Source organism: Corynebacterium mustelae (assembly GCF_001020985.1).
GTDB classification, from domain to species: Bacteria; Actinomycetota; Actinomycetes; order Mycobacteriales; family Mycobacteriaceae; genus Corynebacterium; species Corynebacterium mustelae.
In genome coordinates, this window is the sequence record NZ_CP011542.1 from 2,840,353 (window position 1) to 2,856,951 (window position 16,599).

Consider the following 16,599-nt stretch of genomic DNA (forward strand, 5'->3'; position numbering starts at 1 on the left):
GTGCGATCACCACTTTTGTGGGTAATCACACCGCCGCTTTCATTGGAATGAAGAACTACTTGATCTTCATGGAACCAGTCTCAGCGAAGCGTTGGTGGAAGGAAAAAGCAGTTGCCAGGTCGTGTGGCGTCTGTAGGGTCTTGCGCTCCTTAGCAAGAGCCTCTGCCCGCTCGTAGTATTCTTCCAGCAATGGCCGGTAGTCTGGGTGCGCCAAAGCGATGATCTTCTTTACACGCTCACGTGGCGCCAAGCCGCGCAGATCCGCGTAGCCGTACTCGGTGATAATGACCTTGACGTCCTGCTCGGTGTGATCCACATGCGAAACGAATGGCACGATGGCGGAGATGTCGCCGTTCTTTGCATCCGAAGGGGTGATGAAGGAGGAAATGTAGCCGTTTCGGGTGAAGTCAGCAGAACCACCAACACCATTCATGATGCGGGAACCGATCACGTTGGTGGAGTTGACGTTTCCGTAGATATCAGCCTCGATCAAACCGTTGGTGCAGATCAAGCCGAGGCGGCGAACAACCTCAGGGTGGTTGGAAATCTGCTGCGGACGCAGGATGATCTGCTTGGAGTACTTCGAAGCCTCGTTATTCATCCGCTCTGCATACTCCGGAGACAGGGAGAAGGAGGTTGCCGAAGCGATAGTCATCTTGCCAGCGTCAATCAAGTCGACCATGCCGTCCTGGATAACCTCGGTATAAGCGCGGATATTCTCAAACTTCGAGTCCAGCAAGCCAGCCATCACTGCGTTTGGCACGTTACCTACACCAGACTGCATGATGTAGCCGTCGTAAGTAAGGCGGCCAGCTGCAACTTCGCCCTCCAGGAAATCAAGGAAGTGACCTGCAATCTGCTTCGACTGGTCGTCGATAGGCTTAAACGGTGCGTTGCGGTCTGGCAGATCAGTCTCAACAACAGCCACAACCTTATCCACGTCGATGTCGATGTAGGTGGTACCGATACGCTGGCCTGGCTCAGTAATCGGAATAGGCTGACGGTTAGGCAGCGAGTTAATGCGGTAGATGTCTGCCATACCTTCCAGCTCACGCGACTGCCAGGAGTTCACCTCAATGATGATTTTTTCTGCCGCATCCAGGTATTCCACATTGTTGCCAACGGATGAGGATGGCACGATATGGCCTTCCTCGGTAATGCGAACAGCTTCGACGATCGCCACATTCATTTGACCGAAGAATCCCTGCTCAACGTACAAGCCAGATTCGGAAAGATGGTAGTCAGCGTAAAGGGAAATACCTTCGTTAATCTTGCTTCGCAGGATTGGGTCGGACTGGTATGGGGTACGGAAGCGAATTGCATCAGCCTCAGCAAGCACACCATCGCAGTCAGGAGCAGTGGAAGCACCTGTAAACAGGTCGATCATGAACTCGTCACCACGGTCGTGAGCTTCCTTTGCCCGCTCAGCAATCGCAGTAGGCAGCGCCTTCGGGTAGCCCGCGCCGGTGAAGCCAGAAATACCCACTTTATCGCCATGATTGACGAACTGCGCGGCCTCCTCAGCGGACATGACCTTGCCAGCAAGCTTTGCGTTCGCAATGCGCTCAGACATTAAATTCCTCCTCGTTAACCCTCATAACAACCCGTGTGGCTGATATAAGGAAAGCTGTTGCTGTAACACCGCTCATGAGGCAGTCTCCTTAAATGTGAGACAACCCTATGGCAGCATAAATTAGTTACGGAGACCACAATAACGCATTAGAGCGACTTTGGCCCCCTCTTTAATCTAACTTCCCACAACCTACTGCACCGAAATCACTATATTTGCAGGTTAATAGCCAGTTTATCTCTCGCAGCTTCCCAAGGCTTAGAGTCCGCCCCTCCCCCATTTGTTCCCCTCTTTTCCATCTTGAACCAGTAACCTTCACCCCTCACTTTTCTCCTCACCGTTTATATAACTGTGCACATTCAGGTTTTCAGTTTGGGCATGATAGACGTAGTTGGAACAATAAGAAGTGTGACTTTACGCATTGGCTCCATTGAACTTGCCTCACCGGTGGTCTTGGCACCCATGGCTGGGGTAACTAACGTTGCATTTCGCACACTGTGCCGCGAACAAGAACTGGAAAAAACCGGTACTGTTTCCGGACTTTATGTCTGCGAAATGATTACCGCACGCGCGTTGTACGAAGGCAACGAGAAAACAATGCACATGACAACTTTCGGCCCCGACGAATCACCGCGTTCCATGCAGCTGTACACCACCGACCCGGAGTACACCTACAAGGCGGCGCAAAAGATCGTCGACGAGGATCTCGCCGACCATATCGACATGAACTTCGGCTGCCCAGTGCCTAAAGTAACCCGCCGCGGCGGCGGTTCCGCATTGCCCTATAAACGACGACTATTCGGCAATATCGTAGCCGCTGCGGTTAAAGCCACCGAGGGCACAAACATTCCCGTCACGGTGAAATTCCGCATTGGTATCGACGACGAACACCACACCCACTTAGACGCAGGTCGAATCGCAGCATCCGAGGGTGCCGCAGCCGTAGCATTGCATGCGCGAACCGCCGCACAACGGTATTCCGGTGCAGCAGATTGGTCACAGATCACCCGGTTGAAGGAACATCTAGCCGATACCGGCATTCCAGTGCTTGGTAACGGCGATATTTTCAAAGCAACAGATGCGAAGAAAATGATGGCCGAAACTGGTTGCGACGGGGTGGTTGTTGGGCGCGGCTGCCTGGGTCGGCCGTGGCTGTTTGCCGAATTGTCTGCCGCATTGCGCGGCGCAGAAATTCCAGCAGAGCCCACCTTGGGTGAAGTTACCCGGATTATCATCCGCCACGCCGAACTGCTCACCGCCCACGATGGCGAAGAGAAAGGCTGCCGGGATTTACGTAAGCACATGGGGTGGTATTTGCGTGGCTTCCCAGTCGGTGGCGAAGTCCGTTCTCAACTATCAGCAATTTCCAGTCTTGATGATCTCCGCCGAGTGCTTGCACCGTGGTCCGATTCAACCGCACTTGCCGACGACTCCGACGGGGCGCGAGGACGCAAAGGCTCGCCCACCAAGGTCATCTTGCCGGAAGGGTGGCTTGATGATCCAGAAGATGAAACCGTACCGGAAGGTGCCGATATCATGCATTCCGGCGGTTAAATGAGGTTTAAAGCATCTTTCCATGAACATCCCACCCTTTTGTCTCTGCTTCTTTGAGTGCGGCCATACGACGAAATCCAACAGCATGGCTGGAAAAGAAATTTACAACCCTAACCCAGAAGCTGTTTTGATGTTTGCTCACGCTTTCAAAGTACTCGTCTAAATTCACTTTGTGACCGAGATGTTTACCGCAGTAAAGGTGAATCATGCCTTTCCCTCCTTCCGGGGCAAAATAACATGCCACACGATCTGCAGTGTATTCTTGAGCACGAGTAACTGTTGGTTCAAGGAAAAGTGCCATGGTAATTGGCTGCATTATGGAACGCCACAAATCCACGTGCCCGCATTTTATGTGTCCAAGTTCGTGCGCCAAAACAAATCGAATAAAACCCCAGTCACCATGGATGTAACCAACATCAACAATGTCAGAATGCATGACAACATAACCCTTGCGAACCTGACATTTTGAGGCGAAAGCGTTCATCACACCGTTTCCATTGGTTATGTAAAGACGTGGTCTTCGATTAATGCTTTCCCCTTCAACAACAAAACCCATTTTCTGAGTAATTTCTTGATAGATTTTATAAACTTCAGGGAATTGGATAGGAGTCACCTCAACCGCATTGGTGATTGTGTTCCAATATGTCCAACGGATTCCAAAAAACAGAATCAACGGCGCAGCTAGACCAATTAAGATCCCTGTTCCAAAATCACTCAGTGTTTCTCCATCAAAAACCAAATATATACACACTATTGCAGCTAACAGCGTTAGTATAATACCAAGCACCAGCATCGGAATTTCTGCCTTGTGCCGAAACTCTCTTATAGTTGGAACCGCTTTTTCAGCCAACGCCAGTTCACTATTTGTCGAGGACAATACGAATTTACTCGCCTTCTTCTCTGCATCAATGTTACTCAATATTTTCTCCCAACTTCCGCTTCCGGAAAATCTGAAATTACAAAACCATGGCAAAAGGACATTGTACGATTATCAACATTTTCACAAACTACAATAAACACCAAATTATTAATGTTCTGGGGTTGTCCATTAGTTTTGGACAACCCCAGATACATGCCACCTACCACACCCCAAAAATACCCAAGCTTTGAGGTGCTCGCTGACCATTGGTCAAGCTTTGCGTTAACAATCTATTGTCACCTTAATGAAGACACCCAGCCACAGGTTAAATACCACTATTTTCAGCCAGCTCCATTGACCAAAACAACAGACTAGGTGTATAAGACATGCCGTTCAACGGTTGTAAAGCCCAGCGCCTCATAGGCGACAATTGCAGGAGTGTTGTCGGATTCCACATACAAAATCACCCGGCGTGCCCCTTCATCGTAAAGGTGATTAATCCCCGCGCTTAACAGGATGGACCCAAGCCCGCGCCCACGTCCGGCGTCGGCAAGCCCGATGACATACACTTCCGCCTCGGCACCTTCGGCTAGCTCACCGTGGCGTTTCATCCAGTGGAAGCCCAACATAATGTCGTTATCCCACAACGTGAGTACGTCTTCTGGTCGGTACCAGTCGGTGTTTCGGGCAGCTTCGAGTCGGTTGTGGTCCCAGTCCCCTTGTTCCGGATGCCAGCTAAACGCTTGATTGTTTGCAATAAGCCACTGATTATCGAAATGGCGTTGTCCAAATTGTTCAACCGCTTCTGTCGCGGTCAGTAGGGTCAACCCGCTCGGCAGTGGCGGTACTTGGTGTGGGGTAATGTCTGCCGCCATGACAAGCAGTTGCCGGGTGGGGTTCAATCCAAGAGCTTGTGCGAATTGTTGGGCTTCGGTCAGATCGCCATGTGCCCATACCGGGGTGGTGGGAAATGCGGTTTTCAAAGCCGTTGCGCCTTTGCAGCGGCGAAAATCGGGGTGAACAACCATTTCTAAGGTAGTACCGTCGCTGGTGGCTATGCCTATGATCGTGCCGAATTGGGCAGGTTCAGAGACCGTGTGGCGAAACAGCAGCGCGTGGGTGTGGCCTCGGCTAGGGTCGGTGAGGCCTCTGAGGAATTGTTCCGACAATGGTGATATGCCGTCGTGGTCCTGCGCAGCCTCAAGGAGTTTTTTGGTGGCGTCGTAGAGGGGTGGTGGAAGTTGCCCCATGTGCATTGTGACGTTCATGATTACCGAGAGTACTCATTTTCTGCTTTTCGACGCGGCTTGTAGTAACTATGGAGGGGTGAGTGTAAAAAAGCGCAGAATAAAACGGATTGTGGTTACCCTCAGTGTGATTGCTGGGTTGCTGGCATCCACCTGGGTGGTAGACACCGCCGTTGCTGCGCGTAGTGAGAAGCAGCTGTCAGATCGGGTGGAAAGCATTGCCGAATTGGCTGCCGCACCTGAAGTGTATTTGGGGGGTTTTCCGTTTTCCGCTGCACTTTTAACTGGAACACTGCCAGACATGTACGTTTCCATGACTGATGTGGCGGTGGAACCATTTGGCCTGATCCGGGCGCACACGTCGCTTACTGATGTGGAGGTAACAAAGGAGCAAGTACTCGCCGGTGATATTGATGGGTCTAAAGCTGCATTGATTAGCCGCGGCGTGGCTCTTGATGCGGTGGCGCTTGGCTCCCAATTGGGTATTTCTGACTTAGATATTTCTCATCCCTACGATATCTCCCCGGCTGGTGGCCACGTGGCGGAGGTTCAGCTAAGCGGCACGCCTCCTGATCTACCTGGACCGGTGGTGGTTCTGGCGGAATTGCGGTTGGTGGGCAAAATGTTTCATTTAAACCCAGTGCGACTGGTTGATCGTGGCGCTGTATCTGAATCGGGATCCGATGGTCTGACAGAAGCCCAAATATTGGACGCGTTTCGCTGGGAACTAAATACCCGCACCCTGCCACTTGCCAGGCAGGCAAGCTATGTTGCTTCCAGTGGTGGCACTATTTATTTTGAGTCCCAAGAGCGCAATGTCGTTGTGCACACCGAGGATTTAATCCCGAAAGCCAGCGACTCAAAGACCCCTAATTAACGCTTTAGCCACACCAACCTGTGTGCTGCGTTTGTGTTCAAGCCACCCCACCAGTTCCCCTTCAAACTATACTTTCGCAGCACACTGGTTTCCAGAGTTCAATCAGCACCAACCTGTGTGCTGCGAAGCCAATCCAAACTGGCAAAGCGCCTTACTTGTAATTTGCGCTTCGCAGCACACCGAAAACCAGGAGCAAACTACATGCGTTTGGAGATGCGGACGTGGAGGCGTCGATAAGCTTAGTGCTGCGTTTACGCCAAACGGGCACTGCACAGCTGGCTTATTACGGTACCTGCGCAGCACACTGGTTTCCGAAGATCAGCCGACACGAGCCTGTGTGCTGCGAACCTGGGCGAAATGTACAGTAACCGCCCCTTAAATTTCGAGTTTCGCAGCACACAGGTTTGTGGCTTAAAGCCGAATGTCGAAGAAGCTGAGTGCAAGCCGCACCCATGACATTGGAGTCGGGGTTACTTTATCTGTAGGGGCGTAAACCTCGATGGCTTCGGGGATAGCTCCCAAAGTCACAGTCTTGAAATCACCAGCGTATTCACCGTCAACCTGGAACCGCTGGGTTTTGGCGCAAGTTAGATCAACTTCCAGCACATCATCGAAGGTGAAAGTACGTTCTTTGAGCCAGGAAGTGGCAAAGCGCGGCAAATTCGCGCCCAACATTTGCAACATGGCAGTGGCACCTGCAATACCATCAAGCCGGGTTACACCAAATAAACCTAAGCCCATGTCGAAGGAATTGCGGGGGTTGGTCACCACTGGCAGCGGCCCGAAAAACGACCACGGGTTGGTATTCGACGCCATGCACACTGGGAGTTTGGCTACTTTGCGACGTTCACCGTCCCGGTTGATTGCAGAAACGCTAATATTTGGCGGGTATTTACGAAGCCGTCGCCATGCCCGGACGGTGACGCGTAGATAGCGCAGTGGGGTTGCGGAGAAGCCTCGTTGCCGTACCCGTTCCATATTGGCAATTACGTCGGCGTCGATGCCAAAACCTGCATTGACGGCAAACCAGTTGTCGTTCCAGGTTCCCATGTCAATGGTTCGAGTTAGCCCGTGCCGCAGAGTGTGGGCGAGCGTCTCGGTGGCTTGAATGGGTTCCGGCGGGAAGCCCAATGCACGTGCGAAAACGTTTGCGGAACCGGTGGGGATAACTGCGAGCGCTGGTACCTCGTGGTAGCTTTTCGACGCCTCCCCTGTCGCAGGAACAGAGCCAAGCAGGCCGTTGATGACTTCGTTCACTGTTCCATCGCCGCCGACGGCGATGACGACATCGTAATCGGCGCGGGTCAGCCCCTCGCACATGGCGGTGGCGTGTCCGGCGTGGTGAGTAAATTGGGCGTGTAGATGCAACCCTGGTACGGATCGCAACACCGGAATCAGGTGTCTAAATAGTTCTGGTTGCTGGGTTGTGGAATTTGGGTTTGAAATTAATAGTGCCTTCACGTCTCCCCACCCTAGCCGGAAATCTGACTGAATAGGGATACGATTCGACGTGTAATGTGGTTAGGCATGACAGAACAATCACCACATTCAATCCCAGATACCCCAGGCGACGCCGCAGCAAGCAAGGAACCTTCGCCATCACATGTGTCGCTTTCTGGCAGCGCAGCTGTGGATCGCGCAGCGGAAGAATGGAAGGAATCCGCGCACCGAAATATTCCCGGTTTCGGTGACCTTCCTATTCCAGATGACACGGCAAATCTTCGGGAAGGTCCTAGTTTGCACGATGGCCTACTCGCGCTATTGCCATTAGTTGGAGTCTGGCGGGGCACCGGCCAAAAACCCCTGGAAGACGACACCATTGTCAATTTTGGCCAACAGTTGATTATTGCCCACGATGGTGAAAAATACCTCACCTACGAATCCCGTATGTGGGATCTCGATGCAGAAGGCAACGCCACTGGTTTAGATCAGCGCGAAACCGGTTTTTGGCGCATTAACGCCAAGGACGAAATCGAGTTAGTTATCGCATCATCGCTTGGCGCGGTGGAAATCATGTACGGCCAACCGCTCAATGAACGCGCGTGGGAATTAGAATCCGCCTCCACGATGGTCACCGCGACAGGACCGGCTTCTTTAGGTGCGGGTAAACGACTTTACGGCCTTATGCCGAATAACAACTTGGGGTGGGTTGATGAGCGCATGGTAGACGGCGAGTTGAAGCCTCGTATGTCGGCTGAACTGCGCCGCGTCATGGGTTAAGGGACCCCTAGCGCTGCTTCTATCAGCTCCCGGATTTCCGTTTCATTCGCGGGTTTCGGGAGCTTTTTCCCATCCAACTGAGTAACCCGAGTCGCAATCCGCACCGAGCTTAGAAGCCACACGCTGTCGGCGCGGTATAGGTCGTCGACAAGCATATTCTTTTCCTTGCAGCGCCAACCACTGTCGGTTGCGTGCGCAAAAAGTGCAGCTACGGTGGTACCGGGCAATATGTCACCGCCGGAAATTGGGGTGCGGATTTTATTACCACGAACCGTAACGACAGTGGAAGTAGCCCCCTCAAGTACCTGTTCCCCATCAGTGAAGATGACATCGTCGAAGCCTTGGGATTTCGCCCACCGCAACGCCGCCATATTCGCGGCATAATTTAACGACTTCGCCCCAACCACCAACCACGGTGGGGTATTGATAGTTGCATCTGTTTCATGTGCACTGGTCGAAATGTTATATCCACGTGCCCCCGTCATAACTTTGACGCCGGATTCGCGCTGTTCAACGGTTTTATCGCCAACGTCTTTCACCACCAACCATGCGCTGGGGATACCGGTGCTTTCCCGACCCCTGGTGTACGTCCAGACGCAGGACGCATCCCGGTCGGTTTTAGAAAACCACATTTCAGCAGCTAATTCGGTAGCTTTTTCCCACGCTTCCAGTGCAGGCTGCGGCAAGTCTAGTAATCGGGCGGAAGCGCAAAATCGATCAATGTGGCGCTGCACATTGCAGGCGCAGCCGTCTCGCAACAGGAGTGTCTCAAAAACACCATCGCCGCGCGTCACCGCCGCATCATCCCAAAAAACCAGTGGCAGATTGGGGTTATGGTTTCTGGCAGAACCGCCAAACGGTTCCACTGCCAATACTATCGGGGTTGGTGAGGTGGACGAGGGCTGAACGTGAGAAGCCATATGTCCGATTATGCCTTGGATGGATGAACATATGACGCGCTACCATCGATTGCGTGACAAATTCTGAAAAAAATTCGCAAACCACCCCTGAAACGACCTATAGTTCCCCGCTTCTTGCGCTTCCCGGCGCGGCAGAATGCCAGGATTACGGTTTCCCGACTCTACGCTCGGTCGCGTGGCACTACGGCAATCCGTTGGTTGAGCAACGCAATTTTGAAAAACGCGGGCTGGTTGATCGCTCCAATCGGCCGGTTTTTATGGTCAGTGGCGCAGATTCCGCCACGTTTCTCAACAGTTTGCTCAGCCAGAAGCTGATCAATCAGCCTGATGGCTTTTTCACCCAGGCGATCAATTTAGATGGCCAGGGGCGCATTGAACAGCTCATTGATGTGTCTATCCAGGGCGATAATTTCTATCTTGATCTTGCTCCCGAACATGCGGACAGCCTCATTGAATACCTCAATCTGCGGATTTTCTTGTCCGAGGTAGAGATAACACCAACCGATCTTCGTATCCTAAGCCTCATCTCACCCTCCGAAGATGCTGTTACGCTTCCCGACGTGGTTGCATTTAGCCGGGTGCTGGACTGGGGTACCAGCAAACGTCGAGATTGTTTCGTCCCACAAAGCCACCTGTTCACCGTTTCATCGCAGCTTATCGACGCCGGGTGGGCACCTACCGGATTGATGGCTTATACCGCTGAGCGGGTGAAGAATACCATTCCAGAACCCAGCATTGATTTTGACGATAAGACTATTCCGCATGAGGTTCCCCACTTGATTAATCGAGGGGACACCATGGGTGCGGTGGCACTTCAGAAAGGGTGCTACCGGGGTCAGGAAACTATTGCCCGAGTGGAAAACTTGGGCCGCTCCCCCAGGTTGTTGGTTATGGTGCATTTAGATGGTTCCGCGCCTTTGCTACCGGAACCAGGCGCTGTGATCGAAGCTGGTGATAAAACCGTCGGAAGGCTCGGCACGATAGTTCATGACCATGATTTCGGACCTATTGGGTTAGCGCTTATCAAACGCAATGTCGTCCATGCTGATACTCCGGTGGTGCTGCACAGCGGCGACACCGCAATCAGTATTGATCGAGATTCGATCCCGGTGGATGAATCTAGCCAGGCGGGTCGGGCTGCACTCAACCGGCTCAAAGGGTTGATGTAACCGAAAAAAGGGGGACTTAGTTTTTAGCGATACTGGGATTTTGCACATTATTTGCCTAGGTCAGCGCCCCAGTGCGACAAACCGACCCATTTCACGCTATTGTGTCATACAGGAAAACATACTGTATTGATTGAAAGCCCACGGAGCATTCCAAATTCCCAGGGATGCTCCGCTTAGTACCAAGGGGGTCATGCCATGGGTCGCGGTCGCGCGAAGGCAAAGCAGACCAAGGTTGCACGCCAGCTGAAGTACAACACTCCAAATATGGATTTGGACTCTTTGCAACGTGAGCTAGCCGGACAGTCCCCAAGTCGCACCAATGATCGACACGACGATTACGATGATGAATACGACGATTATGCGGATGCATATTCTGAGTATGCCGACTGGGTTGAAGACGAAGAAGATGAGAAGAAGTAACCAACTGGTATCTTCGCCCCTCACCTAAAAGTCTCATAGCACACCTGCTTAACCGGTGGATGTTTAATCCCATAAATAGACATTCACCGGTTTCGTCATGCCAGCAGAGCTCCTGATATTTGCAGCCATTTCCGTTTGGTATCCCATACGTAATCGCGATCCCCATGTCGGTTTTCGGTATATACGCACACCAATCCGCCGTGATAGCAGTGCTAAGCAGTGCCATCTCCTCTGCGGTTTTGTGCATCGTCTACAACAACCGGGTCAGATCATTGGGTTACACTTTCTTTCCCCGAGCACGCTAGCCATGAGCGACCAGTGTGTTCAGGGTTTCAGGCAAGCACCCGGCTGCGCCACTGTTCAATGCGGGTATTCAGTAGCGGGATGAGCGCATGCACTTCCGCTTGCAGGCGGTCTTGTTCAAAATCTGATCGTTCACCGGAACCGTGTCTGGGGTGCGAGATTTCAAACTGGAGAGATTCGATGGTGCCGCGCCACTTCCCCATGGCGATCACATGATTGCTGCTCCCCTGATCGTCGGTGCGAAACACCGTGATGGTGTCTTCTACCAACCCAGTTCTATTGATGATCAAAATGTCGTCGTAATGCTCAATCCGCGCGGTTGCGGAAACCTGAGCGCCACCGGAGATAGCAACCTCACCAGTGATTACCGCATGGCCACAGACCACGGAACCGTTGGATAGGGTAGCACTGCCTGCAATATGCGACTGGCCGCACACATGGGCGCCGCCGGAAATTGCCGCATTGCCAGCCACATGAGCATGCCCGTAGATTTGTGCGCCTTCGCTGACAGTGGCGTTTTCAGACACTGTTGCCCAACCGTACACGTGGGAGTGGTCGACCACCGAGCCGCGGCCTTGGACTTGGGCGCAGCCATAGACTCGGGCGTAATCTCTGATCTCGCCGCTGCCCTCCACGACGGCGCTTTCGCCAATGTGCGCGTGCCCAAACACGGCGACGTTACCGCGCACGATAGCGTCACCGGTTACTTGGGCGCCTTGGTAGACACAAGCGTCATCAAATATCCACGCATTGTCGCGTAAACTGTCAGTGGTTTCCACCCAGCCGCCGATATCTCCAGCAACCACACCGGCGTGCGGAAGATTGATGCGGGCTTTGATCTGATGCACTGTATGCCCGGCGAATACTTGGGTGGCTCCGGTGAACGTGAAGTGCGGTTCGGTTTTAGAATCAGTACTGCTTGCAATCATCATTCGGCCTTCATTCGTTCTTGCAATGCCCACGTTTCCAACCGGGCGGTGAATGCGGGAACAAGGTTGGTAAATTCCTCCAACCAACTTTGCTGCGTCTGGCTGGAAACATCACGGTGGGACCACCAATCGTCGTCGACAAGCGCTTGCGCCTTGGCGGCTAGCTCAATCACAGAACCGCACCACGGTGGGGTGCCATCAGAAAAGCCTATGGCAACCATGTGCCCACCATGCGTGGTGCGGTACATGGTAACGGCGCCAAAGGCTTGCCCCATTGGGTACAAAGTGAAAATATGACTGGAATGGGTCACTTCCGCGCTGGATAGCAGGTGGGCACATCCGGTAACCCGAGCGGTACCGGATACTTGAGCATCCTCGTAAATCATCCCTTCTGCGACTCGGGCGTGCCCCCACACCCGTGCGAAGTCTTTCACCTCAACATTGCCAGTTACTTGTGCAAAACCAAACACCCGGCTGCGGCCGTAAACCCGAGCCCCGTTGGCGATGACCGCGTCGTCATATATTTCCGCATCGTCGAACAGCTGCGCGTAGTGCTTTACGGTTGCCCGACCATGGACTTGGGCGTGGCCGCCTACCCGGCCCCCGTCAAGTACCTGCGACCAACCGTGGATGCGGGCATTATCGCCTACAACTGACCGGCCTGCGATTACGACTTCATCTAGCGCCTCTGCTTCTCCCCCAATGAGCGCCCCGGTGGTTATTTGCGCCATACCGTAAACTTTTGCATTATCTGTAACCCAGCCAGGGTCAATCCCGCTAGGAAGATTATGCGGTGATTCAATCCAACCCCCACTATCGTAGGCTTTAGCACCTACAGCTGGAATATCCTTAAGTGTCCTAATTCGGTGTAGGGTACGTCCTGCATGCTGGCACGTTTCCCCGGTGAATTCGTAATGTGTATCCATTAAGATCGTGCTCCATTCAGTCACTATCGAAGTGTACACATCACCTAAGTGTCTTCGCCGTTGTCCCAGCATAAGCTAAAGCGACGGACAAAAAACCACATTTTCGCCGTCGCTTTTATTGTTAAAATCTTCACCGTTAATAGCCAGAATTAATCATCCCTGGCCAGCTACCCATAAGTGTCTGCGCGCCGCCTAACTCAATCACTAGAGAACCAGCGGCAGCCCGTTAGTGACCGGAGTGGGAACCCGACATGATGACCGACCCGGTATCGGAATCGGTTGCAGTATGAACGGTGCCTAATTCCCACGCCTTGATATGACGCGCCGTGAGCATAGCCAACGCCCGGTCACGGTCTTGCGGTGCCACTACCGCAACCATACCGACCCCCATATTGAAGGTCTTTTCCATCTCTTCCTGCGGCACTTTACCTACGTTTTGGATTAGTCGGAAGATCGGGCCAGGCGTCCAGGTCGCACGGCTCAGTTCTGCCACAAGCCCGTCCGGGATTACCCGTGCAAGATTTCCCGCTAGCCCGCCGCCGGTGACGTGACAGAAGGTGTGAACTTCGCATTCATCAGCCAGCGCCAAGCAGTCCTTTGCGTAGATTCGGGTGGGCTCTAATAGCTCTTCACCCAAGGTGCGGTCTAACTCTTCCACGAAACCATCCAACGGCAGACTTGCTTTTTCCAACAACACGTGGCGCGCGAGGGAATACCCATTGGAGTGCAGTCCGGAAGACGCCATTGCGATCACCACGTCGCCATTTCGTACCCGGTCCGGGCCGAGTAATTCGTCGGCTTCCACAACCCCAACTGCGGTGGCGGAAACGTCGTAGTCACCGGGTTCCATAACCCCGGGATGCTCTGCCGTTTCGCCACCTAAAAGCGCACAACCAGCTTGTATGCAGCCTTCGGCGATGCCGGAAACAATCTCAGCAACATGTTCTGGCACGACTTTGCCAATGGCGATGTAGTCCTGCAAAAACAGTGGCTCTGCACCGCAAACTACCAGGTCATCAACACACATGGCAACCAGGTCAATGCCGATGGTGTCGTGTTTATTCATGGCCTGTGCTACCGCTAATTTAGTGCCTACGCCGTCAGATCCCGCGGCAAGCAGCGGTTCCCGGTATTTACCCAAGGCAAATAACCCAGCGAAGCCGCCTAACCCGCCGCGCACTTCGGGCCGAGTGGCTTTTTTCGCCAGCGGTGCAAAAAGCTCGACAGCGCGGTCGCCGGCTTCGATATCGACGCCCGCCGCAGCGTAAGATACGGCTTCGTCCGCAACTTTTTCATCGTTTGCGTTAATTGGGGTATCAGTCATTTTTGGGTACCTATACGTTCTTATAAAAACTGGATAATGTGTAACGTTTACAGCAAGGCTACGTACTCGCTTTTCGACGAGGGGTTCGCCGCTAATCCACGCCGCCGCAGGAACCGCGTTGCAGCGCCGACACGAGCTCCGCATTGGGATTACCGGTAGGCAATCCCAACGGATATTCTCCATCGAAACAGGCACAGCACAACTCGGATCGTGGCTGCTGCGTCGCGGCCACCATCGACTCGGTTGAGACGAATCCTAACGAGTCAGCACCAATGGCGGTGCACACTGCCTGCACCATTTCTTCTTCGTTGCCCTCTGTGACCGCATTAGCTATGAGTTCACCAGGGCTAGCAAAGTCGATTCCGTAAAAACATGGCCATTTCACTGGTGGCGATGCGATACGCACATGCACCTCCGCAGCGCCGGCTTCCCGCAGCATTCGGATGAGTGCACGTTGTGTGTTTCCGCGAACGATGGAATCATCCACCACGATCAAACGCTTGCCTTGCAAGACTTCTCGCAACGGGTTGAGTTTGAGCCGAATTCCCAATTGCCGCAATGTTTGCGACGGTTGAATAAAGGTTCGGCCCACGTAAGCGTTCTTCACAAGGCCCTGACCAAAGGGGATTCCAGAGGCTTGGGCAAATCCCACCGCCGCCGGAACTCCTGATTCCGGGACAGGAATGACCAAATCACCATCTGCCGGAAATTCTTTAGCCAGCCTGCGGCCAATTTCCAGGCGAGATTCATTGACACTTCGACCCCGAATCACCGAGTCCGGTCGAGCTAGATATACATATTCAAAGACACAGCCTTTACGACGCGGCGCGGCAAATTTCTCTGACCGCACGCCCGCTTCATCAATGGCCACCAATTCGCCAGGCTCAATTTCCCGAACAAACGACGCACCCACAATATCAAGGGCACAGGTTTCAGATGCAACTACCCAGCCTTTTTCTAACCGACCCAGGCACAATGGGCGCACCCCTTCCGGGTCGCGGGCAGCATAGAGGGTGTGCCCGTCGGTAAAGGTTAAACAAAAAGCGCCCGTTACTCTGGGTAACAAGAGTCGAGCGGAATCAAGAACCTTCATTCCGGTGGTAATGCCATGGGCTAAAAGAGCCGTCATAACCTGCGAATCGGAGGGCTGGGTGTGGGCGTCGACAAGCTCAAGCGAGTGAGCTTCATCCAGCAGCTCTAGGTAGTTAACCAAATTTCCGTTGTGTGCCAATGCAACATCTGTCCCATCGGGAGCCACCTGGAACATAGGTTGTGAATTTTCCCATGTCACGCCACCTGCGGTGGAGTAACGGGTATGCCCGATAGCCACGTCACCCTTGAGAGACTCTAAGGTTTGTTCATCAAAGATTTGTGACACTAGGCCCAAGTCCTTAAACACGACTACCTGCTGGCCATCCCCCACCGCGATACCAGCAGCTTCCTGGCCCCGGTGTTGCAAGGCGAAGAGACCAAAATAGGTAAGCTTTGAAACTTCCTCACCCGGAGCCCATACGCCGAAGACCCCACATTCTTCTCGCGGGGATTGCTCCCCCTGGTCGTCGAATCCTGCGATTGAAGAAGTGACCGAAATATTTTCCAACTGTTCTACCGGCTGCTTAATCTGTGCCACCCAACCCATGCTAGACCATAACCTGCACCAGCTTCTAATGCTCCGGTTCGCCAGGAATGGCTGCTGGCTCGGCCTTAGTCGCATAGACCACGCAAAACTACCCGCACATCACCTGACATCCAACTATTCGTTGACTTCCCAACCACCCCCTTACAGCTTCACAGACGCAGCAACGGTAGCCACTGGGCGACGTCTGGAGCGCGGGTTCCGGACATGGTTACCTTCGGATTATCCACGAGCGATTCCACCCCAGTTACTATCCGTAACCATGTGAGCGGATCAGTCTCCACAACGTTAGGTGGGGTGCCTCTACTGTGAGATGGACCTTGAACACACTGCACTGCGGCAAAGGGCGGCACCCGTACCTCAACACTGCCGCCTGGCGCAATATCGCCTAACGTATGCACGGTTAACCGCACAGCGGCTGCAAGAGCCGCCCGGTTAGGGGAAAGCTCATTGTTTTTATTAAGTGCTTGTTCGCGGGGCAGAACAATCCATTCAGCTAATTCCAACACCGCAGTGCGCATCTGATCTGGGTCAACTTTGTGCGTGGCCATTGTATTATCATAACTGGGCGGCGTGGCCACGCTTATCGTGGTTCTTGTTGTGCTAGTTGCGACAAATTTTGGGTATGGTGTGAACATGACTATT

Annotated in this window: 15 protein-coding genes; 5 read left to right on the forward strand and 10 right to left on the reverse strand. The window is 53.2% G+C overall.

The window, feature by feature from the left end:
* Window positions 1–55: 55 nt before the first annotated feature.
* Window positions 56–1,573, reverse strand: a complete 1,518-nt coding sequence (locus CMUST_RS12680; RefSeq protein ID WP_047262815.1) for an acetyl-CoA hydrolase/transferase family protein — start codon at window positions 1,571–1,573, stop codon at window positions 56–58.
* Between the two features lie 405 nt (window positions 1,574–1,978).
* Here CMUST_RS12680 and dusB point away from each other — a divergent pair, with 405 nt between their 5' ends.
* Entirely contained in the window at window positions 1,979–3,124 is a 1,146-nt protein-coding gene (gene dusB / locus CMUST_RS12685; protein WP_047262816.1) for a tRNA dihydrouridine synthase DusB, read from the forward strand.
* Window positions 3,125–3,131: 7 nt separating this feature from the next.
* Here dusB and CMUST_RS12690 read toward each other — a convergent pair whose 3' ends face one another.
* Both CMUST_RS12690 and mshD read right to left on the reverse strand, forming a co-directional pair.
* Window positions 3,132–4,043: a M48 family metallopeptidase gene (locus CMUST_RS12690; RefSeq protein ID WP_236690117.1), complete on the reverse strand. Its 912-nt coding sequence runs from the start codon at window positions 4,041–4,043 to the stop codon at window positions 3,132–3,134.
* 311 nt (window positions 4,044–4,354) lie between these two features.
* Window positions 4,355–5,251, reverse strand: a complete 897-nt coding sequence (gene mshD / locus CMUST_RS12695; RefSeq protein WP_047262817.1) for a mycothiol synthase — start codon at window positions 5,249–5,251, stop codon at window positions 4,355–4,357.
* On the opposite strand from mshD, the gene CMUST_RS12700 reads away from it, so the two are divergent.
* Window positions 5,250–6,107: an LmeA family phospholipid-binding protein gene (locus tag CMUST_RS12700; RefSeq protein WP_083987576.1), complete on the forward strand. Its 858-nt coding sequence runs from the start codon at window positions 5,250–5,252 to the stop codon at window positions 6,105–6,107. The two genes, mshD and CMUST_RS12700, sit on opposite strands and share 2 nt — an antisense overlap.
* Window positions 6,108–6,518: 411 nt before the next feature.
* On the opposite strand, the gene CMUST_RS12705 is transcribed toward CMUST_RS12700, so the two are convergent.
* Window positions 6,519–7,568, reverse strand: a complete 1,050-nt coding sequence (locus CMUST_RS12705) for a diacylglycerol/lipid kinase family protein (RefSeq protein ID WP_047262819.1) — start codon at window positions 7,566–7,568, stop codon at window positions 6,519–6,521.
* Window positions 7,569–7,634: 66 nt separating this feature from the next.
* Here CMUST_RS12705 and CMUST_RS12710 point away from each other — a divergent pair, with 66 nt between their 5' ends.
* Window positions 7,635–8,327 carry an FABP family protein gene (locus CMUST_RS12710; RefSeq protein ID WP_047263642.1) on the forward strand — a complete coding sequence of 231 codons (693 nt, stop codon included), beginning with the start codon at window positions 7,635–7,637 and terminating at the stop codon, window positions 8,325–8,327.
* Here the strand turns inward: CMUST_RS12710 and CMUST_RS12715 are convergent.
* Entirely contained in the window at window positions 8,324–9,247 is a 924-nt protein-coding gene (locus CMUST_RS12715) for an aminodeoxychorismate lyase (RefSeq protein ID WP_047262820.1), read from the reverse strand. The genes CMUST_RS12710 and CMUST_RS12715 overlap by 4 nt on opposite strands.
* Before the next feature lie 53 nt (window positions 9,248–9,300).
* On the opposite strand from CMUST_RS12715, the gene ygfZ reads away from it, so the two are divergent.
* Complete coding sequence (gene ygfZ, locus CMUST_RS12720) at window positions 9,301–10,416, forward strand: CAF17-like 4Fe-4S cluster assembly/insertion protein YgfZ (protein ID WP_052844771.1); 1,116 nt, start codon at window positions 9,301–9,303, stop codon at window positions 10,414–10,416.
* A 195-nt stretch (window positions 10,417–10,611) separates the two neighbouring features.
* Complete coding sequence (locus CMUST_RS12725; protein ID WP_047262822.1) at window positions 10,612–10,836, forward strand: DUF3073 domain-containing protein; 225 nt, start codon at window positions 10,612–10,614, stop codon at window positions 10,834–10,836.
* A gap of 332 nt (window positions 10,837–11,168) precedes the next feature.
* On the opposite strand, the gene CMUST_RS12730 is transcribed toward CMUST_RS12725, so the two are convergent.
* The 5 genes from CMUST_RS12730 to CMUST_RS12750 all read right to left on the reverse strand — a co-directional run bounded on the left by CMUST_RS12730 (window position 11,169) and on the right by CMUST_RS12750 (window position 16,505).
* Window positions 11,169–12,071: an LbetaH domain-containing protein gene (locus tag CMUST_RS12730; protein ID WP_047262823.1), complete on the reverse strand. Its 903-nt coding sequence runs from the start codon at window positions 12,069–12,071 to the stop codon at window positions 11,169–11,171.
* Complete coding sequence (locus tag CMUST_RS12735) at window positions 12,068–13,018, reverse strand: LbetaH domain-containing protein (protein ID WP_158408234.1); 951 nt, start codon at window positions 13,016–13,018, stop codon at window positions 12,068–12,070. The genes CMUST_RS12730 and CMUST_RS12735 overlap by 4 nt, the downstream gene beginning before the upstream one ends.
* 202 nt (window positions 13,019–13,220) lie before the next feature.
* On the reverse strand, window positions 13,221–14,318 hold the full coding sequence (gene purM / locus CMUST_RS12740; protein ID WP_047262825.1) for a phosphoribosylformylglycinamidine cyclo-ligase: 1,098 nt from the start codon (window positions 14,316–14,318) through the stop codon (window positions 13,221–13,223).
* A gap of 91 nt (window positions 14,319–14,409) precedes the next feature.
* Window positions 14,410–15,957, reverse strand: a complete 1,548-nt coding sequence (gene purF / locus CMUST_RS12745) for an amidophosphoribosyltransferase (RefSeq protein ID WP_083987578.1) — start codon at window positions 15,955–15,957, stop codon at window positions 14,410–14,412.
* A gap of 149 nt (window positions 15,958–16,106) precedes the next feature.
* Entirely contained in the window at window positions 16,107–16,505 is a 399-nt protein-coding gene (locus tag CMUST_RS12750) for a sterol carrier family protein (RefSeq protein ID WP_047262826.1), read from the reverse strand.
* Window positions 16,506–16,599: the final 94 nt, after the last annotated feature.